Genomic DNA, 23,345 nt, shown 5'->3' on the forward strand with positions numbered 1-23,345 from the left:
CAAATATAACTATGCAAATTATTCAATCTTCTCTAGGAAATAATGTTCATCCCCTTGGTGTAATATCATCTTTATTTTATCCTCACAGAATGTTGTTGAGAAAAGATTCTCATTCTCTGCATTCACAAAGTCATGTTATTAGTCCAATACAAAATAAACCACCATTAGTCACATCATCTAAATTTTTATTGTCTCGTGAGCATGAACCGTCGATACAACCATTAATAGGTTGGGATACTCAAGATATAAATAGTGAGTCTTCATTAGTTGAGTTTGATTCTTTTGATTCAAGAACTCCAGGAGAAAATAGTAATGAATTAGTCAAAGACGGTATTCCAAGGATAATGCCAACTCGCATTGATAAAAATACGAGTAATGATACTTCAGAAAAACTAAAGACTAAAAGTAAATCTAAATCAACAAAAACAAATAAATCTCAACAGCCGCCAGGAAAAAAGTCAAAACCGAAATCTAAAACTAAAAAAACAGTCAAATCATCAGCTGCTAATAATGTTGCTCAATTTGTTGATGAAAGCAACATTCCTATTAATCTTAATGAAGATAGCTTATTAGCATCAGATGAGCCTCTACCTGTTGAGATTAATTCGGATATCCCCAAATTACAACGGGATACTCTTTCAGACAACACTACAAGTGATAATAATTTTGTTAGTAGTATAACGACATCCACTTCGCCAAGTGTTGAAGATAAATCGACTTTATTCAGGAATATTGCTAACGATAATCTGCAATTAAATTCTGAGTTACCATCTAGTTTACCTAGTCCAGAGTCAGAAGCGATCGCACCAAAAGTTAGCACCGCATTGCCTGAGATTGGTGAAACAGCGATCGCACCAAAAGTTAGCACTTCATCACCTGATATTGCAGAAGCACCAAAAGTTAACAGCACATCGTCTGAGATTGGTGAAACTGCGAGCGCACCAGTTAGCACTTCATCACCTGAGATTGCAGAAGCACCAAAAGTTAACAGCACATTACCTGAAACTGGTGAAACTGCGATCACACCAGTTAGCGCCGCATCGCCTGAGATTGGTGAAACAGCGATCGCACCAAAAGTTAGCACCACATCGCCTGAGATTGGTGAAACAGCGATCGCACCAAAAGTTAGCGTCACATCGTCTGAGATTGGTGAAACAGCGATCGCACCAAAAGTTAGCGTCACATCGTCTGAGATTGGTGAAGCACCAATAATTCCTGCTATATCCACTGAAATTGGTGAAACAGCGATCGCACCAAAAGTTAGCACTTCATCACTTGAGATTGCAGAAGCACCAAAAGTTAGCAACGCATCACCTGAGATTGGTAAAACAGCGATCGCACCAAAAGTTAGCACCACATCGCCTGAGATTGGCGAAACTGCGAGCGCACCAGTTAGCTCCGCATCGCCTGAAATTGGTGAAGCACCAATAATTACTGCTACATCGCCTGAGATTGGTGAAACTGCAATCGCACCAAAAGTTAGCGTCACATCGTCTGAGATTGGCGAAACTGCGAGCGCACCAGTTAGCTCCGCATCGCCTGAGATTGGTGAAGCACCAATAATTACTGCTACATCGCCTGAGATTGGTGAAACTGCGATCGCACCAAAAGTTAGCACCACATCGTCTGAGACTGGTGAAACTGCAATTGCACCAAAAATTAGCGCCACATCATCTGAGATGGGTGAAGCACCAAAAGTTAGCGCCACATTATCTGAGATTGGTGAAGCACCAAAAGTTAGCGCCACATTGCCTGAGATTGGTGAAACTGCAATTGCACCAGTTAGCGCCGCATCGCCTGAGATTGGTGAAGCACCAATAATTACTGCTATATCCTCTGAAATTGGTGAAACTGCGAGCGTACCAAAAGTTAGCACCACATCGTCTGAGACTGGTGAAACTGCAATTGCACCAAAAGTTAGCACCACATCGCCTGAGATTGGTGAAGCACCAAAAGTTAGCGCCACATCGCCTGAGACTGGTGAAACTGCAATTGCACCAAAAATTAGCGCCACATCATCTGAGATGGGTGAAGCACCAAAAGTTAGCGCCACATTATCTGAGATTGGTGAAGCACCAAAAGTTAGCGCCACATTGCCTGAGATTGGTGAAACTGCAATTGCGCCAGTTAGCGCCGCATCGCCTGAGATTGGTGAAGCACCAATAATTACTGCTATATCCTCTGAAATTGGTGAAACTGCGAGCGTACCAAAAGTTAGCACCACATCGTCTGAGACTGGTGAAACTGCAATTGCACCAGTTAGCGCCGCATCGCCTGAGATTGGTGAAGCACCAATAATTACTGCTATATCCTCTGAAATTGGTGAAACTGCGAGCGTACCAAAAGTTAGCACCACATCGTCTGAGACTGGTGAAACTGCAATTGCACCAAAAGTTAGCGCCACATCGCCTGAGACTGGTGAAACTGCGCTCGCACCAAAAATTAGCGCCACATTATCTGAGATTGGTGAAACTGCAATCGCACCAGTTAGCGTCACATCGCCTGAGACTGGTGAAACTGCGAGCGCACCAAAAGTTAGCGCCACATTGCCTGAGATTGGTGAAACTGCAATCGCACCAGTTAGCATTTCATCACCTGAAACTGCGAGCGCACCAGTTAGCGCTGCATCGCCTGAGATTAGTGAAACAGCGATCGCACCAAAAGTTAGCACTTCATCACCTGAAATTGCAGAAGCACCAAAAGTTAACAGCACATCGTCTGAGATTGGTAAAACAGCAATCGCACCAGTTAGCGTCACATCGCCTGAGACTGGTGAAATAGCGATCGCACCAAAAGTTAGCACTTCATCACCTGAGATTGCAGAAGCACCAAAAGTTAACAGCACATCGTCTGAGATTGGTAAAACAGCGATCGCACCAAAAGTTAGCACCACATCGCCTGAGATTCGTGAAACTGCAATCGCACCAAAAGTTAGCACCACATCATCTGAGATTGGTGAAACAGCGAGCGCACCAGTTAGCGTCACATCGTCTGAGATTGGTGAAGCACCAATAATTCCTGCTATATCCCCTGAGATTGGTGAAACAGCGAGCGCACCAAAAGTTAACAGCACATCGCCTGAGATTGGTGAAACTGCGCTAGCACCAGTTAGCGCTGCATCGCCTGAGATTGGTGAAACTGCGCTCGCACCAAAAGTTAGCAACGCATCACCTGAGATTGGCGAAACTGCGAGCGCACCAGTTAGCTCCGCATCGCCTGAGATTGGTGAAGCACCAAAAGTTAGCGCCACATCGTCTAAGATTGGTGAAACAGCGCTCGCACCAAAAGTTAGCGCCACATTGTCTGAGATTGGTGAAGCACCAATAATTACTGCTACATCGCCTGAGATTGCAGAAGCACCAAAAGTTAGCGCCACATCATCTGAGATTGGTGAAACTGCAATTGCACCAAAAATTAGCGCCACATCATCTAAAATTGGTGAAGCACCAAAAGTTAGCACCACATCGCCTGAGACTGGTGAAACTGCGATCGCACCAAAAGTTAGCATTTCATCACCTGAGATTGGTGAAGCACCAACAATTACTACTTCATCACCTGAGACTGATGAAATTGCAATTGCACCAAAAGTTAGCACCGCATTACCTGAGATTGGTGAAGCACCAACAATTACTACCACATCGCCTGAGACTGGTGAAACTGCGCTCGCACCAGTTAGCGCCACATCCCCTGAAATTGGTGAAACTGCGATCGCACCAACAATTACTACTTCATCACCTGAGATTGCAGAAGCACCAACAATTACTACTTCATCACCTGAGATTGGTGAAACTGTTGCATTCAAAGCTAGTAGCACACCACCTGAGATTGGTGAAGCACCAACATTTACTACTTCATCACCTGAGACTGGTGAAACTGCGCTCGCACCAAAAGTTAGCATTTCATCACCTGAGATTGGTGAAGCACCAACTATTACTACTTCATCACCTGAGACTGATGAAATTGCAATTGCACCAAAAGTTAGCACCGCATTACCTGAGATTGGTGAAGCACCAACAATTACTACCACATCGCCTGAGACTGGTGAAACTACAATTGCACCAACAATTACTACCACATCATCTGAGATTGGTGAAACTGTTGCATCCAAAGCTAGCACCTCATCACCTGAGACTGATGAAACTGCAATTGCACCAAAAGTTAGCAGCGCATCACCTGAGATTGGTGAAACAACAATCGCACCAAAAGTCACCGTAAAACCGCCTGAGATTAGTGAAACTGCGAGTATTTTCAGGAAAATTTTTGTTGATAGCTTAGATAATCCAAACTCCCCACAAAATGAGATAAGCACACTACCTGAAGTTGAGCAAGATAGTTTACAGACATTCAATTTTAAGGAACCAGAAGAAAAAACTGCTCAAGACACTTCGACTAAAGTCGATTCTTTTACAAACACTTCAAACACTTCATTACAGCTAAAAAGCGCTAAGACTCACTTACCTCAAATATCTAATTCTTTAATTTCTTCTTTCTTAGGGTTGAACATTGAAAAACAAAAGCTTTCCATCCTCCATTCTCCACAGCTTAATACTCTTCAAAACAAAACAACTAACGTGGGTGAACCTTCACCTCAATACTCATCGCCTCCCCTGATTTTCCGAAAGAAAAATCTCATCAATCAAACACCTTCTCAATCGGAAAATATACCTTCTCAATGGTCAAGTGTGGAAGAATTACTAAATGGAAATAATGATGAATACAGTAGCTTCAATTTTAATAGTGTAGAATCTAACAAGCAAAACTCATCAGAATCGCCACAAGTTTTTGCTAAACACCTTCCTTCAGCAAAAAGTTTCGCTGCTCGTCGAAAGGCGACTCCAGCCGATATATCTAGAACAGAAATAAAACCAGTAACTCAAACGATAGAGAACACTTACTCGTCTTCTAGAGGTAATAAAAATGATACGGCTGATTCGTCTTGTGGAGGAGCTGATAAACATGATAAAGGTGATTTTGAAGCTCTCGCTCGAGAAATTTATCACAGATTACGGCAACGGATAGAAATTGAGCGAGAGCGTGATGGCCGTTACTCAGGTCGATTACCTTGGTAAATTCTCATTCAATAATTAATTTTAGGAGAAATACTTAAATGGGAATACTAGATACATTTTCAAATATTACTAAGCCAGATATTATTGAAGTTGAAAAGCTTCAATCGAGTCTTGAAAAAGCTAAGCTTGTAGCTTATAACGGTGAAGCGCCAGATATTGAATTAATGTTTAATCCCACAGACATTAGTTTTACTCGAACTGTGAACTGGCAATGTCAGATAGGCAATAGAGGAACTACTCTACTTCCTAAAGTAAATTTTTCTGGAGTTGAGCCTTACCAATTCACACTGCAACAGTTGGTCTATGATACTTATGAAACCAAAGAGTCAGTGATGGAAAAGTATATAGACAATATTAAAAAAGGTGTAGAAGCTATTGAGCAATCACCTGACAGTCGTCCACCTGTTTATATATTCACATGGAAAAAAGAGTATTTCTATTGTGTAATTACAAGTCTAACTTACACTTTAAATATGTTTCTTAGTGATGGTACACCAGTAAGGGCGCTGGTAGATATATCCTTACAAGAAGTAGATAAAGTAAACCTTGCCGGAGGAATAGAATCAGTTTCTAATGGCATAAATAAGATAGATGATAAACTGGGAGAATTTTTTTAATTAACTAAAGAAATTAATATTGATTTATCAATACTTTGTCCTTAAAGACTGCTCTGAAAACCTCATATTTACAAAATAATAGTTATGTCTACAGAAAGCCTTTACTTAAGCCTACTTCGACTCGAGATAGACGGAGAAAAAGTTACTGAACAATTAGCACTAGATGTGTTGCAAGTGACAATAGAAGAAAGCCTTCATTTGCCAGCAATGTTTACGCTAGTAATATATAACAGATATGCTCCTACACATAACGAACCAGAAATCAATCCGTGGCAACATGATCCGTTGTTTGAGATTGGAAAAAAAGTGAAATTGGGTTTTTGTTCGAGTACTACTCAAGATCCTGATTTTAAAGAGGAAATAGAAAACATACTGATTGAAGGCGAAATTACGGGGATGGAAGTTAACTTCGATAACAACAATAGAGCTGATATTATTGTTCGTGGCTATGACTTCTCCCATCGTCTTCATAGAGGTCGTTATAATCGTGCTTTTGAGAATCAAACTGATAGCGATATAGTCGATAAAATAGTTAAAGAAGTAGGGATAACACCTGGCAATATAGAGGCAAGTGGCGAAGCCCATGAGTATGTCTTCCAAGAAAACCAAACTAATATGGAGCTTTTGCGGGAAAGAGCTGCCCGCATTGGTTTTGAACTCTTTATGAGCGATGGCAAAATGAATTTTTGCAAGCCCAAAGCTGAAGGAGATTTAGCATTAAAATGGGGAGATCAGATTAAGCAATTTAGGGTTCGCGTCACCAGTGCTGAACAGGTGAATTCTGTGACAGTACGTGCCTGGAACTATGGTGACAAAGAACCGATTATTGAAACAGCCACTACAGAAAAGCAACTAACTGAAACAGGTAATAAGCTAGGAAGTAGTACCAATAGTGCATTTTCCAATCTTAAGTCCCCCGAAATGATTGCTGTAGATAAACCTGTTGCCAGTGCTAAAGAAGCAGAGATTATGGCTCAAGCTCTGTGCGATGAACTGGGAGGAGAATTTGTTTATGCAGATGCCCAAGCAGAAGGAAATCCTGACATTCGACCAGGACAGGTTATTAATCTTGAGAATATGGGCGATCGCTATAGTGGGAAGTATTATGTTACAGACACACGCCATTTCATGGAGGGACGGGTTTATAAAACTGACTTCAGCGTGCGGGGACTACGTTCTGGTAACTTATTCACAACTTTGTCTACAGAAAAACGCCTACGCCCATCTCAGACTTTATTAATCGGAATTGTAACTGATAACAAAGACCCAGAGGAATTGAGCAGAGTGAAGGTCAAGTTTCCAACGCTTACAGAAGAACATAACAGTTACTGGGCGAGAGTTGTAGCTATAGGAGCAGGTAAAAATAGAGGTTTCGACTGTTTACCAGAGATACAGGATGAAGTTTTAGTAGGTTTTGAGCATGGCGATATTCACCGTCCCTTCGTCATTGGCGGGTTATGGAACGGTAAGGATGCACCACCTGAAAATGTGGACGACTCAGTTGCAGAGTACGGTGTAAGATTACGCACTTTTAAAACTCGTGTAGGTCATATTCTACAGTTTATCGACGGGGAAGGCGAGTTTAGCGGAGAGGAAGACGAGTTTACCGAAGAGGAAGGCGAGTTTAGCGCAGGGAAAGGCAAAAGTAAAAAGCCAGGAATTAGGCTAATAACTAAAGACGGTCATCGAATATATATGAATGATGACGGTGAAGATGGTAGTATTCAGCTACGAACTAAATCGCGTAATCGAATATATATCAATAATGACAGTGACCTACTGCATGACTCAATAGCGATTAAAACTAAAGGCGGTCATAAAATTACAATGAAGGACACGCCCTCTCCATTGCCGACTCTTGAAGTTAGTTCATTAGGTAAGCTGATATTAGAAGCTAAGGCAGGTATAGAGATTTCAACATTGGCTGGAGCCATAGAGATTTCAACATCGTTTGGAGCTATAAACATGACAGCCTCGACCATCGTAGCAGCAGAGGCTCCAACTATAAACTTGACAGCCGCAACTATTATAGCAGCAGAGGCTCCGACTATAAACTTGGCAGCCGCGACTACGGTTGCAATCGAAAGTCCTTTGAATGTCATGGTACCTCTTCCTGTTCCCCCCCCTGTTTAGCTAAACTTAAAGATGCCTCTCGCCTACCCAGAACGAGAGGCGATAAGATGAATTTTTGGGCGGTAATAGCGAAGCAGTAACGAGGAACGAGCGTCGGAGTCCCTGAGAAGCCCACACTGATGCAAGCATCAGTGTGGGAGTATGTCACCCTCCCACTTGACCCTCCCCCTACTCCTCTACCCTACGCATCTTCAACCTCGACCTTTGGCGAATAGGCTTAAACCTTCTGTGCCGATATCTTTAAATCAGTGAACAGTGAACAATTGTCAGATTTATTAATAACTGATAACTGATAACTGTTAAAAAGTAACAGCTGTCTAAGTATTAGATATGGTTTATAGTCGGCAAAAAGATTATTTAGGGGCAGGTTGGGCTTATCCACTGCATTTGAGTGTGCAAGGTGGGATACAACTTAGCCGTGAAGATCAAAAAGTTAAAGAATCTATTTGGATTATCCTCCGCACAGGAGTAGGTGAGCGGGTTTATCGACCTAAGTTTGGTTCGCGCTTGTCAGAACTAGCGTTTGCACCTATGAATAGCGATACCTTACTGCGAATCCGTCTTTATGTATCGCAAGCTTTAGAAGTTTGGGAACCGCGCATTATTCTCGATCAAGTTCTAACTGATCCTGACCCTGTGCGTGGCAGAATAGACATCATCATTAATTATCGACTCAAAGAGAATCCTAATATTATTAATAACTTTGTTTATCCTTTTTATTTAGTTTCAGCTGGGGAGGAGTCGTGAACTTTGACTTTCTACCAAAATTACCTTCTTCTAAGTTAGACGATCGCACCTTCGATGATTTAGTAGAAGAGTGTATTCTGCGTATTCCTCGCTACTGTCCAGAATGGACAGACCATAACCTCAGCGACCCAGGGATTACGCTAATTGAGTTATTCGCTTGGTTAACTGACCAGATGTTGCTCAGATTTAACCAAGTACCTCGGAAAAATTATGTAGCTTTCCTAGAATTACTGGGTATTCGTCTCCAGCCTCCCGCCCCAGCCCACACGGAATTAACTTTTTATTTAAGCGCTGCACTGCCTGAAGCCTACACTATTCCGGCAGGATTAGAAACCTCAACTATTCGAACTGAGACAACAGAAGCTATTACCTTTAGCACAGATTCTCCTCTAATTATCGGCAAACCCCGCATACAACACTTCTTAACTGCCCAAACCAGCGAAGACATTCCCCAATCTCTGCGAGAAAGATTTACAAGTTTATGGACTCGTCAATCAGACGGTTACTGGACAGGTAGTGAACAACCGATATTTGAAGAGGAACCCCAGCCTGGTAACTGCTTTTATTTAGCGATCAATTCTGATGATCCTCTAGATGGTAATGTTCTAGATATTAATTTTCGAGGAGCCGCAGCTACGCCTACTGGTATTAACCCCAATCAACCACCTCGGAAGTGGGAGGCCTGGGATGGGGAAAATTGGCAATCAGTTTTATTGCAAGAGTCAGATGATAAAACTCGCGGGTTCAGTTTTTACGAAATCGCCCAACAGAGTGAAAACCTGTCTATAGGCGCAGCTGTCCGTCTGCATTTACCGCAAAATTGGCCTGTGACCAACTTTATTGCTTACCGGGGTCGCTGGCTACGCTGTACCTTTACTATCCCAGAAACAAATCAATCCGGTTACAATAATCCACCAAGGATTGTTGGTTTAGCAGTGCGGTCAATTGGCGGTACAGTTAGGGCTAGTCACAGTAAGTTGATTCGAGATGAGCGTGTAGGAATTAGTAACGGTAAACCCGGACAGAGTTTTGAATTACTAAGTAAACCGATTTTGGAACGCAGAGAAAATGAATATATCCTAGTTACACCTGCTGGTGGTTTGCCTCAGAGATGGACTGAGGTGAGAGATTTTGCTGATTCTAGGTCTCAAGACCTTCACTACACTATCGATTCCCTCACTGGTAAAATCCAATTTGGGCCGCTGATTCGAGAACCTAGCCAACTTAAACAGCAAACCCAAGTGCGATCGCGAATCCAGCAACCACTACTCGACGACACATCTGTACAAGTTAGTAGTCTGGAAAATAATCAATCTGAACACCAGTACGGCGCAATTCCTCCTCGTGGTTCAGAGATTAAAATGGTTGCTTATCGCATAGGTGGTGGTAGAAAAGGTAATGTTCAAACTGGGGCAATCCAGTTTTTGAAGTCTGCATATCCATATGTTGCTAGGGTGATAAATCTGAGACCAGCAATCAATGGTGCGGATGCTGAGTCATTGGAGCAAGCTGTGATTAAGGCTCCTCGCATCCTCCGTACCCGTGACAGGGCAGTCACTGCCGAAGATTTTGAAGTTTTAGCACAGCAAGCTGGCGCAGGTGCGATCGCTCGTGTGCGCTGTTTACCGGCAAATTCTCTGTCTCAAGCAGGTATAGTAGGTTTACTGTTAGTTCCACAAGCAAATACAGATGGAATTGCCCAAGGTGAAGGTATAGCACCAGAACAATTTGCCTTAAGTGCAGCACTCCAAGAGCAAGTTTTGAGCTATTTAGATGAAAGGCGGTTGTTGGGAGTACAAGTACACTTAGAAGAACCGAATTATGTAGGGGTTTCTGTACAGACAGAAATAGCTCTAGAACCAGCCTATGAAAATCCGCTAGCGCAACAAGAAATCCTTAGAAACTTAAGAATATCTCTGTATAAATATTTAAATCCCTTAACTGGAGGTATGGATGGTAAAGGTTGGCCATTTGGGCGACCAGTTTATACATCAGATATTGTGGCATTACTGCAACAAACTCCAGGCGTGCGTTATTTAGGCCCAGTCTTACTGTTTCCCATACGTAAGCAAGGAGAGAATTGGAGACGTCAATCATCACCAGAACAGTTGATTGACCCAGGAACTGAAGGATTAGTGTGTTCTTGGGCTGATAATAATCTGCGTTCCAGCCACAACATTCAAATAATTCGTAATTAGTCAAGAGTCAAGGGTCAAGAGTCAAAAGCGATGCCCTGAGCTTGTCGAAGGGTCAAGAGTTATTTTCCTTGTCCTCCCTGCCTCCCCTGCTTCCCCTGCTTCCCCTGCTTCCCCTGCCTCCCCTGCCTCCCCTGCCCCCCACTCCCCAATGCTATGGTTCAAAGTCGCTATACTCCAGCTATCAGTGTTCAATTAACTCCAATGCAAATTCCGGAAGCTTTACCTGTAGCAGGTTTGGAATTTGCTGGAGCAGAAAGCATGAATGAGGCTGGACGTAGTTTACTTTTGCATCCTGGTCATCCCAGCGAGATGATTGTGCAAGTGCAAAACTTGGAACAGCGACCTTTGCGGATAAGCTTAAGCGTTGAGGGTAATTTTCCGACTGAGTGGTGTCAGATTGGTACAGAAGGCAGTGAAATTCCTCCTAGAGGACAGATGGATGCTGTCTTGTATTTCCGAGTTCCCTCAACTTTTTTTGAAGATCAACAAGCGATCGCTCCTGGAAAAAAAGACAAATTAACTCTCAACTTTCGCAGCCTAGTTACCATACACATAGACTCAGGCACTGACCGAGAACAAATCTACACTAGCGAGTATTTTCATTTATACATCCGTCCCTACACTGCGTACATGGAATTCTTGCCAATTCTCTATCGAGAAGTCGACTTTATTGGTCGCTTCATGAAGATATTTGAGCAAGGTTTTCAACCAGTCATTGATAGTTTCAATGTCATGTGGGCAAACCTCGACCCCTTGACAGCACCACAGGCGCTACTTCCTTTTGTCGCTCACTGGGTTGCTTGGCAAGTAGATTCAACATGGGATCTTCAGCAACAGCGGCGTTTAATTCGTCGCGCTGTAGAACTTTATCGCTGGCGGGGAACTCGTAAAGGATTGCGTTTGTACTTACATCTTTATACTGGTTTGCCTCTAGACGATGATTTACCTAATGAAGCTGATAAACATATCAGTATCACAGAACCTTTTGGGCCGAGTTTTATATTAGGCGAGGCACAACTAGGTAACGCAGTTTTAGCTGGTGGACAACCTTATCACTTTATAGTGCGGTTACGTTCAAATAGCGCCAATCCCAATATAAACGAACAACTTATTAGAAGAATTGTAGAACAAGAAAAACCTGCATTCTGCACCTACGAATTATCTATTGAAAATCATCATAACTGAAAAAAGGATGATGTATTTTCTTAATTTTGAATTTTTAATTTTGAATTTTTAATTAATATTATGTCGCATCCTTTTCCCCCACCACCTATCAAATCTTTTGAACGCCTACAAGCTTCAGACGGGCTATTAATTAATGCTGAACGCTGGCGGACAGCTCATGATTATCATCGATTACGGCAAAATGCTCAATATCAATCTTTGAACCAACCAGGAATTGTCTGCGGTTTAGGTGTTCGAGACGTTCCAGCCCCCAGCCAAGTAGAAGCTAGATATCGAGATGGGCGTTGGGTACAAATTCAGCCCGGTATTGCAATTGATTTAGCTGGTAATTTAATTGTTGTGCCGAATTCTTATGACTTTCCCATAGATGTAGAAGTAGCACACACAGAGCCAATCATGGTCTATTTAGTAGTTAGCTATGTAGATCCTGATGAACTGCGACGGGGGCAGCAAAGAGATGTTGTTCAAGAAACCTATCGAATTGACCAAAGAAACTCCACACCAGAAAGTTCAGAAATAGAAATATCCCGAATACTTCTGCAACCAGGACAAACAGATATTACTCAGCCTGCGGATGCTTTTTTTCCTGGTTATAACAATATTGATTTGCGTTATCGGCGTCAGGCACAAATGCGTCCTCAAGCACTTGTGCAAATGGCACAGGCGACCCATAGCGATCCGGAATGTGCGCGTAATTTTTTCAACCTTTCCTACTTGCTCCAAGCAGTAGAACCTTTATACCCTACTTTGCGAGGAGCTGATGAACCAGGTCAGGTTTCTTTAGGAGAAAATATTCAAGACTATGACCTACTTTATTTAACAGGTAAACAAGCTTTATCTTTAAATAGTCTGGAATTTGAATCGCTGAAAAATTACTTGAATTTAGGTGGTGTGCTTTTAGTTGATGCTCCTGGAGATGCTACACCTTTAATTGAAAGTACTCAAGCATTAGCACAACAGTTAGAACATCCGATAAGACCTTTAGAAGAGTTGCAGCGGAGTCATCCTTTAAGGACAAAACCTTTCTTATTTGCTGCCTTGCCAATGGTTAATCAACAACAAATTAAACTATTAATTGGTGGAGGAATCATTTTAGCAATTGGAGATTTAGCAACTGCTTGGGGATTGGATAGAGAATTAAATTTACCGCGATTAACTATTCGCACAGCTCAGGAATTAGGAATTAATATTTTGCATTATGCTTGGAAACGGCGACAGTTAATAGGTCTCCAACAAGAGGATAATTCTGGGCAGTGGTAATAATTATGGTAGGGTGTATTCGCGAATGCGTAACTTCCCCTACAAAATATGTGATCGCACTCAAATCAGCAGAGAAATAAACGAGCGATTACTGAGCCAACGGTACAGCCCCAGGAATGATATTGCTTTGGATAGCGTAGTCAATGTCGCGAATTACTTGGGGAAGATTATTAGTAGCTGATGTGGGCAGTGTAACGCTATGCGCCTCACCATCGATGTATGAACGCCTAATTACTACACCTTGATCTGCTCCAGTAGTAACAGAATTATTGGCAGGTAATTTTGTAAATTCAGATTTAAGCAATTCTTGGACGCGCTTAATACCTTCTGGTTGAATTTGGGCATCAAGCCGCCAAGCATAAGGCGCTGTTTCGCGGCTTAACTTGCCATTTACTTGTACGCGTCGAGAGTTAGACCAAGCATATATCTGTCCATTTTCATAGAGACGAGATATGGAACCAGGGCGGTTAGAAGTACTTTTTTGCTCTACTTCCCAAATTGGTTGTGCAGACTTGAGATTTTCGGGAAGGCCCAAGGTGGAATCAGCAGAAAGCATAACAGAATCCTTTGGTTTTGAAGTATCTATCGCTTCAGGACTGGACTTCGCTTCCCCTGGGTTTTGCTGACAGGAGAGGCACAAAAGCAAGAGCGATGTGATAATTAGGTAGCTCTCCATTCATTAACTCCAGTCACTTTTCCTAGCGCCCATCCAAAAGTAGCATAGTGCTGAGGTCGGATTGTATTACCCAAGGACATAATGCCATCGTTATTTTCAGCGATCGCACCTGTAGTACCAATAGCACGAGCCATATCGTCATGTCCCACAGCTGTACCGACTGCTTTACCCGATCCTGTAATGCTACCACCAGGATTTACATCGTTGCTAACATATTCGTCATCTAGCCCAAAAACGTGACCGAATTCATGGGCTGCTACTAGTTGACCTTCTCCACTACCAACAATCAGGTCTACTCGTCGCCATTCTGGGTCTTCTGTAGCATCGATTTCACCCATGTTTTGAGTGGAGACTCGTTCGTTAATTCCAGTAAAACCTACAGAGGCTAAGAATTTCCGTACTTCATTAATTCGTGCTTGAGCAAGTTGCTCATTGTGTTCGTCTGTGCCAGTAGAAGAAGCGTGACCAACTAATTGTACAGGGTTCGTGAGGTCGAGGTTAGCATCTTGGAAGTCAATTGCAAAAGCTTGCAATGTGCTTTGGGCGTCGGGAGTTAGCGCTGATGAATTATTCTCAAATTGGACTGTCTTTCGCAACAGACTGTGGCTTTCGGGTGTTTCGTTGACATGAGTACTAGACATGACCAATTCATTATTGTGAGGATCTTGGTCTCTAGCTTTGTTTGGATCGTTGCGATCGCTATCTACAAATGCACCTACATTATAAGTACCACCATCGGGAACTTTATAAACTGTGGTTTGCAGGTGGTCATTTGTACCAGCAGCACCTTCATGTACGTTGACGTTTACATCTACACTTGCTGTCACACTTTCCCAACCTGGACGAGTTGAAACAAACGAGAGTCCTGTGCCGCTGCTACTCCAAGCACCTTCAACGCGAAACTGTAAGTTGTCAATGAAATCTTCTTTTTGTTCAGAATCCCAAGTGAAGTCTGCAACGAAGGCGGCTCGTTCTTCCGGGGGAAGGTTCATGCCATCAATGGCGGCTTGATTGAGATCAGTGTGATTAGCCGTAATCACGTTAGAATCGTCGATTGCCAGACCATTATTGAAATTTACACCAGTTCTAACTTCTATTAACAAGCCACTACTATCAGGATCGTAACTAGCATCAAAACCACCAATGTTAGTGGGCGGAACCAGTGCCTCCGGCCCGTAAATACCGTGATTAATGAACTCTTGTAAATCTGCTGGTAGAGTATCAGTAGTTGTTGTATCAGTGGGTACGCCAGCAATTGGGCCTGCATCTGTTGGTTCAGGCGTTTGGGTTGTGTTTGCTCCTGCGTCTACATCTTCACGCATGAGTAACTGCTGAGGTTGTCCTTGTTCTGCTTCTGATTGATTGACGTTAAGTTTTGCCTGCGGATGTAGCGAGATTCGACTAATGTCGTGACCGATAGGTTGTTGTTGATGACCTACTGATTCTAAAAGTCCCAGACTTCCAGGTTGCATTTCTTGCTGGAAGTTCGATGACTTCTGAATTACCTTTTCGGGTAAAGCAGTATCTGCTTGCATACCAAAGCTACGTGTTGGATTTGCCAGCGTCGGAGTATTTGGTAAGGTCAACGATGAATTCGTTTGAGTTGATGTTCTCTTGCGTTGGGTTTTTATGCGTAGACGCGCAGCGTCTTGTCTATGGACATCGCTCATCTCACCCAATCCTTGCTTTTAAAAGCTTATATTGTAAATTATTATACTGACCTAACAATAACGTAAATATATTACTTACTTGCTAATTTCAGATTTAACCAGTAAGTCTATTTATCAATTATCTCCCCTATAACCCCTATAAATAGTGTAATTTTTTAGACTTTAGTCGAATTTAATCCCATTTTCAAAAATATTTACAATAAATTGGCTGTATTGGCGTATGTCTTGCTATTTCTTCTATGACTTTATCTCGTTTACAAATGATACTTCCTATCCAAATTTGGTATTAAATTGCTGATTGTCCTGATTTAACTAGAATATCTCTGTTAACTTTGATGTAACCCGGTTCAATGTGGGCAAAGTGTGCATTCAACTTTTTATGAGCATCAGCTAATGCATGGAACGGAATTGATGGGTATAAATGATGCTCTGCATGAAATGGCATATTCCACATGAATAATCGCACAGGCCAGCGGGTTAGTGTTGTGCGCGTATTCGTCAGTCGATTAGCATCAAGAGTGCAACCTGTATGTTCTGCTAATAGAATAAAACGCAGAATCGGTTGACCTACAATCAATGGCAGTAGCCAATAAAGTATAAACCAAGGCTGTGCGACTGCAATTGAAAGAGCGATCGCACCTGCATAAACGGCTAATTGTCCTCTAGTTGAGCGAATAACTTCAGCACGCGCTGATTCTGGTATAAATGGACAATCATCAACTTGACCGAATGCAATCCGAAAATGCCCACGAATTTTTCCTAACCACCAGGGTAAACCGCTAATTATTAATAAGTATTTGCCCCAGTTGCTTGGTTTGGGGTCGGTTAATTCTGGGTCTTTATTAGGAACGCGAGTATAAAGGTGATGCCACTTGTGATAGTGACGGAAGAATGTGCTGTTGTAAAATGAGAGCAAGCCTGCACACCAAGCAACAGCATCATTTAAACTATGAGTAGCAAAAGCGCTTCTGTGAACGCATTCATGCATAGGTGCAAACATAGAAGCAATACTAAAACCATAAATTGCTAGTGCTGGTATTGCTAGTAACCAATTACCAAAGTTTGTTGCCCATAGGTAGCCGCTGCATCCCATGATAGTTAAATGCAAAACCAGTTGAAGTAGTCCTTTAGAATTGGAGCGATCGTTCAAAACACTCAAATCCTGTAAAGAGAGAATCTGACGGGGGTTGTGTTGCTGATTAGCTTTACTATTTAATAATTCTGGTTGAGTAATTGCATCATTAGACATAATTATTTAATTGGTATAACCGATAACCTAATGTAGAGACGTTGCATTGCATTGTCTCTACAGAGACGAAATTTCTACAAACAATCCTTAACTGAACTGTATTGTAGTTTATTCTAATGGATCAAAACAGTGATGAATCAAGTCCGTAGAATTTACTAATCATTGCTTGTAATTCCGAATTTTATAGTTATTGTGCAATTTGATTAGCGGCAGCCTGGACTTGAACGACAACTTCTTTAGACAAAGGAATATATCCAAGTTCCAAGCTAGATTTTTGCCCTTTAATTAAAACCCAATTCACAAAATTTTTCAGTTCTTGAGCTTTAACTGAGTCTTCATATTGGCGATAAGTCAGAAGCCAAGTATAAGTAACTATGGGATAAGACTGAGTTCCCGCAGGATTGGGGTTAAAACCAATCAAGTTTTTAGCAGGTAGCTTGATTGCCTCCAAGGTTTTAGCTGTTGATTCAGGTGTTGGCGTAATATAATTACCAGATTTATTTTCCAAAGCAGCTACACGCAATTTATTTCGGTTAGCGTAGCTGTATTCTACATAACCAATCGCTCCGGGAAGTTGTTGAATCTGAGCAGTAACTCCTGCGTTGCCGTTTGCACCAATTCCTACTGGCCATTCTATGGATTTACCAGCGCCGACTTTATTTTTCCATTCTGGGCTGATAGCATTTAGATGTCGTGTCAACACGCTTGTTGTACCACTACCATCAGTTCTGTGTACAACTTTAATCGGTAGATCGGGCAAATTTATCCCTGGATTAGCTACAGCTATTTTAGGATTATTCCAATTCGTAATTTTTCCCAGGAAGATATCTGTATAGACTTGGCGTGGTAGCTTCAGACCACTTGGCACATTGGAGAGGTTGTAAGCTAGCACTATAGAACCAGCAGTTATGGGCAGAGCAATTACTCCTCGCTTTATATTAGCTGCTTGTTCAGCTGTAATTGCCACATCACTGGCGGCAAAGTCTACAGTACCTTGGATCAGCTGTTGCACTCCAGCACTGCTTCCTATGGCTTGATAGTTAATTTTTACGTTAGGATTTTGCTGATTGTAATCTAACAACCACTGCTGGTACAAAGGCTCAGGAAAACTTGCCCCGGCCCCAACAAGGGAAACTTTTCCTATCTCTGTATGACCAGCAGTGCAAGAAGCAATATTCACCGAAACGGCTATTAGGGACAGAAGACAAGCTAGTCGTTTCGATTGAATTTGAGCAGACATATAAATCTTTAGTTCCAATGTTTAATTTATCAATGTGGTAGTTTCCCAATTTTTAACGTGGGAGTGGTGCTGTTAATTTTAAAACAATAAAAAACCTCATGCATAGGCTTATTAAAAGTTTTACCTAATACTTAAGCTGTATTCAAAAACAGCATCTAGCAATTGCCAAATGAGGCAGCAAGCAACCTCCTCCTCCTGATCCATCTTTTCACCTCACCCTCTCTTAGCTAACCTGTGGCAAGATCGGAATCAGTTCGCATCGAAATTAACTAGGCAAATCAGATGCTGGGAAACACACTTGTAGGAAGATACCAAATTATTAGTCTTTTGGGAGGTGGGGGGTTTGGCGAAACTTTTGTCGCTTGTGATACTCAGTTACCCGGTTCACCTAAATGTGTTGTCAAGAGACTCAAGCCTCAAGCAAGCGATCCAGTAACTTTAGAGACAGCTAGGCGTTTATTTGATACTGAAGCTCAAGTTTTGTATAAGTTAGGGACTTGCGATCGCATTCCTAAACTTTTAGCTTACTTTGAAGAAGATGCAGAATTCTATCTCGTACAAGAATTCATTGAAGGTCATGATTTAAGTAAAGAGATAATACCAGGTAAAACCCTAAGTCAAGACGAGGTGATTTCACTTTTAGAAGAAATTTTGACAATCTTAGAATTTGTTCATCAACAGAATGTTATTCACCGCGATGTTAATCCCCGGAATATCTTGAGACGTCAGCAAGATAATAAGTTAATTTTAATTGATTTTGGTGCAGTTAAACAAATCGCTACTCAAGTGATTACTCCCCAAGGTCAAACTAAATCTACTGTAGCTATAGGTACTCCCGGATATATTCCTGGAGAACAAGCTCAAGGTACACCAAAATTTAGCAGTGATATTTATGCTGCCGGCATAATTGCACTTCAAGCTCTAACTGGTTTATTTCCTGAAGAGATATTAAGAGATGCCGAAACTAATGAAATTATTTGGCAGAACCAAACCACAGTCACGCCGGAATTTGCTCAATTCTTAGACAAAATGTTGCGCTATGATTTTCGGCAACGTTATGCTTCGGCAACAGTGGCATTACAAGCATTAAAGGAGTTAACACAAGCTCCCCCTCAGACAATAGCATTGATTCCTGCTACCCCACAAAATCATATAAAGAAGCAGAAATCGCAAAAAGGCATATTGGGGAAATTTTTCATAGCAATATTTTTAGTAGGTATTAGTGGAGTAGCATCAATATTTATTTATAACCACGTTAATTCAAATAATGCTACAGACTTATATAAACAAGGAAATACACTTTTTGACTTACAACGGTATAAAGATGCATTAACAGCATATGAAAAAGCAGTTAATATTATCCCCAATTATGCCCAAGGGTGGAATGGTCAAGGCAAAACACTCAATGAGTTAAAAGAATATAAAGAAGCGCTGGCAGCATATGATAAAGCAATTCAAATTCAGCCAGATTATTTAGAAGCTTGGAGTGGAAGAGGCTTTGTATTAATAAATTTACAGCGATATCAAGAAGCGATCGCTTCTTTTGATAAAGCACTACAACTGAAAAACGACAACCCGGAAGTTTGGAATGCTAAAGGCGAAGCTTTTAGTAATTTAAACCAGTATGACCAAGCTATACAAGCTTATGACCAGGCAATTGAATTAAAACCTGATTATTATCAAGCTTGGTATGAAAAAGGATTAGCCTTGCAGAATCTCAAACGCTATGAAGATGCAATTGCTGCATACCAAAAAGTCACTGAATTAAAACCTGAGTATCAGCAGGCTTGGTACAATTTGGGTAATGTTTTAGTCAACTTGCAACGTTATACAGACGCATTTACAGCTTATGATAAAGCTGTGCATTATCAGCCCAATTATTATCAAGCTTGGTTGTCAAGAGGTAATATCCTTCTTAGCTTACAACGTTATCCAGAAGCCGTTGAATCTTTTAGACAAGTAATTAAGTACAATTCCAATAATTATCAAGCTTGGTATAATCTGGGCTGGTCACTGCATCAAACCCAACGCTATGAAGAAGCGATCGCATCTTACAATAAGGCAGCGACAATTAAGCGAAATGACTATCAATTGTGGTACAATCTAGGAAATTCTCAATATAATTTACAGAAATATGGAGATGCGATCGCATCTTATGATAGAGCAGTTCGTTATAAGCCAGACTACTACGAAAGCTGGTATAGTAGAGGCAATGCTTTATTAAACTTGAAACGATATCAAGAAGCGATCGCCTCTTATACTCAAGCAATTAAATATAAACCTGATTACCAACAAGCAATACAAGCCCGCAACCAAGCCGAGAGTCAGCTACAATCTGAAAAATTAAAGCCTGTAATTGTACCAATCATCCCATCACCTAGTTCTACCAGTTCACCAAAAAATATACCCTAACATCTGTAGAGACGTTGCAGTGCAACGTCTCTACAGATGTTAAAAAATTAGGGTTTTAGTAGCTGATTTTTTTTTGTGGGCGGCAGAAACATGATTTACAGCTAAATTCTGACTTTGAGTTTGCAGACGTTGCTTTTGAGTATACTCATTTAGTTTGATTTGAGCTTGAGCGTAAACTTGAGTATCTTTAGGAATCTTGCCCAAAAATTTTACAGCACTATTAAAGTCACCAACAGATGCTTTCTTATTAGCATTATGTAAAAAATAAGCTGCCCTGATTTGTCGCTTTTTATTGTACTCAGCTAACTTTTTTTGAACTAAAGCACCAGCAGAACTTTCTTCAGGGATTTGCCGCAGATACTCTAATGCAGTAGAAAATTCTTTCGCACCAGCCATTTCATAAGCTTTTGATAATAAATATTTTGTCTCGGCTTCAATTTTAATGTGTACTTGTTGAACTAGTTGATCTGTTTTAGATTGCCAATATAAAATATCTGGAACTTTAGGAGCAATACGCAGTACTTCTGACCATCTTCCCTGATTTAAAGCTTGTTCAGCAGCTTGGTAATGCTGTGCAGCAACTTGCCATTGCTGTTGCCATTCTTCGATTGTGGCTTGAGCTTCTGGATAAACATTGCTGTGAGAGGGAATTGATTTAACTAAAGCGATCGCTTCTTGTAAATCTCCTGCTTGATATTCTTCTGTTGCTTTATATAAAGTATCTGTCTCTGAGTGCGCTGGTGAGGTATTAGCTAGAGAATAGACACTAAATCCCATCAATAAAGAATTAGCAGCCAGTCCTACTTTCATTCCTGTTAATAGTGGGGATGATTTCCCAGATGCAGAATACTGGTTAGAATTATCATCCTTAACTGCCGCTTCAGCGATTGTATAGGTTGTTTCTACAGTTTGCGGAGTTTCCGATACTATTTGCTTAAGTACCCGCAGTACCTCACTCGCAGATTGGAAGCGATTTAGGCTATTGTAACGGATCATTTGGCTGAGGACAGCTGCTAGATAATCATTTACTGGCGTGTTTTGAGAACGCCACGCACTTTCATTAGTAGAAGTATCAACTTTTAATTGCAGTGGTTCTAGTCCTGTTAAACCCTGAATGGCAATCATACCTAGAGAATAAATATCACTGTTAGGCTGCGTTTTACCAATAAATTGCTCTGGCGGTATGTACCCCAATGAAGTGACAGGAATCCGATAAATAGGCAATTCTGCATCCATGCCAAAATCAATTGGCACAATTGAGCCAAAGTCAATCAAAACCAACTTGCCATCAACAGCACGTCTGATTAAGTTTTCCGGTTTAATATCGCAATGAATAACGCCTTGAGAGTGAACAAATTCCAAAATACCCAAGACATCCTTAAGGAATTCGATAACTTCATTCTCACTCCACAGACTCCCCCATTGTTCATCAATGGGCAGTTCCGCAGTCAATGCATGGCCTTCAATATATTCTTGTACTAAATAGAATCGCTCGTGTTCTTCAAAGCAGGCGATGAATTCTGGAATTTGTTGATGGCGTCCCAAACGCTTGAGGGTTTCAGTTTCAGTTAGAAACCGTAACCTAAGAATATCCAAATAGCTGGATTGAGAACTACTAACCTTGAGCTGCTTAACAACACATTTGGGATTATCTGGATAATCTGTGTCTACAGCTATGTATGTTTGTCCGAAAACGCCTGCACCCAAACTTTGAATAATTTGGTAACGCCCTTGTAGTACTCTACCGATCATGTGGTGGGTCATGAGCTGGTTACTCAGTAAGTCCTTTTATTTAGATTTTCTGGTGTCGCTTTTTGTTTCCGGAATGCTTGAAGAATATATCTTTAGAAAGATGATTACTTAAATGCAAGCTTAATTTAGCACGGTATTTATACTTAGGAAATATGATATAATTATTTTACCCAACAGCATATTCTGTGAGCGTAAGTTCTGTGGACAACAAGGCGATCGCTCAATTGCAAATTAATATTAATATTTAATCTTCAATAACTTCACCAGCTTGAAAAATTTGGTTAGCTGTTATTTTTAAATCGGGAAAAGTCGGGGATATAATGCGACTAAAAGTATAGCTCTGGTCAGGTTTTAAAATTTTATATTTGCTCATGTTTACAATATAAAATAATGCTATTTGTCTGATCTCTGGGCTTCTTCATCATGTTCAATCACCTCAGCTTGATTTTGTAACGGTTTGACTACGCGTGCGATCGCAATTTATTATTTACCAAACAATACTTATTCCAGATGAAATTATCTTGGCATCTCGACTGATCAAAGGTAAGTTCATATACTTAGCTGTAGCAACAATAATCCTGTCTGGCATATCTGGAACAGTATCGCGTGGTATTGTAGCCAGTGCATCAACGATTTCAGTTGTTAAATTGACTAACTCTAGCCCACTACTTTTATCAGCTAATGCAGTATCTAGCTGATATTTCATATTTGCTGAGATTCGTCTTCTTTCTTGCAAGTAAACTATTTCGACTAAGCAAATTGTTGGTATGTAAATTATAATTTCACCCCTATCGCACTTGTCAAATGCTTCGTTAGCGGCAACGCTAAGGTTTGGGCTATCCTCTAAATACCAAATTAGTGCGTGAGTATCTGTTACCAAATGGGACATTAAATATCCTCATGCGGGAAGTTTTGCCAAACTTCTTGCCGCATTTGGGCAATATCTGATTCAGAAATATTACTACCTCGCCACAATCCTCGTAACGACTTTCGCGGTTTAAACTGAATACTTGTTAACTCGCGTTCAATCTGGGGGGCAATTCGCTCTATTAAGCGTATTTTATCTATCAATGAAAGCTGTTTTATTAGCTCTAATGCGTCTTCAAGAGTTATTGTTTTATCCATTGTTATTTTACC

16 protein-coding genes are annotated in these 23,345 nt (G+C 41.2%); 8 read left to right on the plus strand and 8 right to left on the minus strand.

What is annotated here, in order from left to right; genetic code table 11:
• Positions 1-11: 11 nt before the first annotated feature.
• From WKK05_RS04610 to WKK05_RS04640, 7 genes are all read left to right on the plus strand, one after another.
• The gene (locus tag WKK05_RS04610; RefSeq protein WP_341528604.1) at positions 12-5,069 is read left to right on the plus strand and encodes a hypothetical protein; all 5,058 of its coding nucleotides are present in this window, start codon (positions 12-14) and stop codon (positions 5,067-5,069) included.
• 38 nt (positions 5,070-5,107) lie between these two features.
• On the plus strand, positions 5,108-5,686 hold the full coding sequence (locus tag WKK05_RS04615) for a hypothetical protein (RefSeq protein ID WP_341528605.1): 579 nt from the start codon (positions 5,108-5,110) through the stop codon (positions 5,684-5,686).
• Positions 5,687-5,770: 84 nt separating this feature from the next.
• Complete coding sequence (locus tag WKK05_RS04620) at positions 5,771-7,819, plus strand: VgrG-related protein (protein WP_341528606.1); 2,049 nt, start codon at positions 5,771-5,773, stop codon at positions 7,817-7,819.
• 330 nt (positions 7,820-8,149) lie between these two features.
• Complete coding sequence (locus tag WKK05_RS04625; RefSeq protein ID WP_341528607.1) at positions 8,150-8,566, plus strand: GPW/gp25 family protein; 417 nt, start codon at positions 8,150-8,152, stop codon at positions 8,564-8,566.
• The gene (locus WKK05_RS04630) at positions 8,563-10,764 is read left to right on the plus strand and encodes a putative baseplate assembly protein (protein ID WP_341528608.1); all 2,202 of its coding nucleotides are present in this window, start codon (positions 8,563-8,565) and stop codon (positions 10,762-10,764) included. The genes WKK05_RS04625 and WKK05_RS04630 overlap by 4 nt, the downstream gene beginning before the upstream one ends.
• Positions 10,765-10,917: 153 nt before the next feature.
• On the plus strand, positions 10,918-11,949 hold the full coding sequence (locus WKK05_RS04635) for a phage tail protein (RefSeq protein WP_341528609.1): 1,032 nt from the start codon (positions 10,918-10,920) through the stop codon (positions 11,947-11,949).
• A gap of 60 nt (positions 11,950-12,009) precedes the next feature.
• The gene (locus tag WKK05_RS04640; RefSeq protein ID WP_341528610.1) at positions 12,010-13,209 is read left to right on the plus strand and encodes a DUF4159 domain-containing protein; all 1,200 of its coding nucleotides are present in this window, start codon (positions 12,010-12,012) and stop codon (positions 13,207-13,209) included.
• A gap of 88 nt (positions 13,210-13,297) precedes the next feature.
• Here the strand turns inward: WKK05_RS04640 and WKK05_RS04645 are convergent, their stop codons facing one another.
• The 4 genes from WKK05_RS04645 to pstS all read right to left on the minus strand — a co-directional run bounded on the left by WKK05_RS04645 (position 13,298) and on the right by pstS (position 18,044).
• Positions 13,298-13,765 (minus strand): hypothetical protein, encoded by a 468-nt coding sequence (locus WKK05_RS04645; protein ID WP_341528611.1) that lies wholly within the window; start codon positions 13,763-13,765, stop codon positions 13,298-13,300.
• Positions 13,766-13,869: 104 nt separating this feature from the next.
• Positions 13,870-15,555, minus strand: coding sequence for an OmpA family protein (locus WKK05_RS04650; RefSeq protein WP_341528612.1), 1,686 nt, complete (start codon positions 15,553-15,555; stop codon positions 13,870-13,872).
• A gap of 286 nt (positions 15,556-15,841) precedes the next feature.
• The gene (locus WKK05_RS04655) at positions 15,842-16,804 is read right to left on the minus strand and encodes a fatty acid desaturase family protein (RefSeq protein WP_341528613.1); all 963 of its coding nucleotides are present in this window, start codon (positions 16,802-16,804) and stop codon (positions 15,842-15,844) included.
• 187 nt (positions 16,805-16,991) lie between these two features.
• Complete coding sequence (gene pstS, locus WKK05_RS04660) at positions 16,992-18,044, minus strand: phosphate ABC transporter substrate-binding protein PstS (RefSeq protein ID WP_341528614.1); 1,053 nt, start codon at positions 18,042-18,044, stop codon at positions 16,992-16,994.
• A 282-nt stretch (positions 18,045-18,326) separates the two neighbouring features.
• On the opposite strand from pstS, the gene WKK05_RS04665 reads away from it, so the two are divergent.
• The gene (locus WKK05_RS04665) at positions 18,327-20,456 is read left to right on the plus strand and encodes a tetratricopeptide repeat protein (RefSeq protein WP_341528615.1); all 2,130 of its coding nucleotides are present in this window, start codon (positions 18,327-18,329) and stop codon (positions 20,454-20,456) included.
• Positions 20,457-20,495: 39 nt separating this feature from the next.
• Here WKK05_RS04665 and WKK05_RS04670 read toward each other — a convergent pair whose 3' ends face one another.
• The 4 genes from WKK05_RS04670 to WKK05_RS04685 form a co-directional block, all read right to left on the minus strand.
• Positions 20,496-22,220, minus strand: coding sequence for a serine/threonine-protein kinase (locus tag WKK05_RS04670; RefSeq protein ID WP_341528616.1), 1,725 nt, complete (start codon positions 22,218-22,220; stop codon positions 20,496-20,498).
• A 232-nt stretch (positions 22,221-22,452) separates the two neighbouring features.
• On the minus strand, positions 22,453-22,581 hold the full coding sequence (locus tag WKK05_RS04675; protein WP_341528617.1) for a hypothetical protein: 129 nt from the start codon (positions 22,579-22,581) through the stop codon (positions 22,453-22,455).
• A gap of 114 nt (positions 22,582-22,695) precedes the next feature.
• A complete protein-coding gene (locus WKK05_RS04680; protein ID WP_341528618.1) occupies positions 22,696-23,097 on the minus strand; it encodes a type II toxin-antitoxin system VapC family toxin in 402 nt (133 codons plus the stop codon).
• Positions 23,097-23,333 (minus strand): hypothetical protein, encoded by a 237-nt coding sequence (locus WKK05_RS04685; protein ID WP_341528619.1) that lies wholly within the window; start codon positions 23,331-23,333, stop codon positions 23,097-23,099. Before WKK05_RS04685 ends, WKK05_RS04680 begins: the two co-directional genes overlap by 1 nt.
• Between the last annotated feature and the right edge of the window lie 12 nt (positions 23,334-23,345).

The sequence above is a fragment of the Nostoc sp. UHCC 0302 genome (assembly GCF_038096175.1).
Lineage (GTDB): Bacteria > Cyanobacteriota > Cyanobacteriia > Cyanobacteriales > Nostocaceae > UHCC-0302.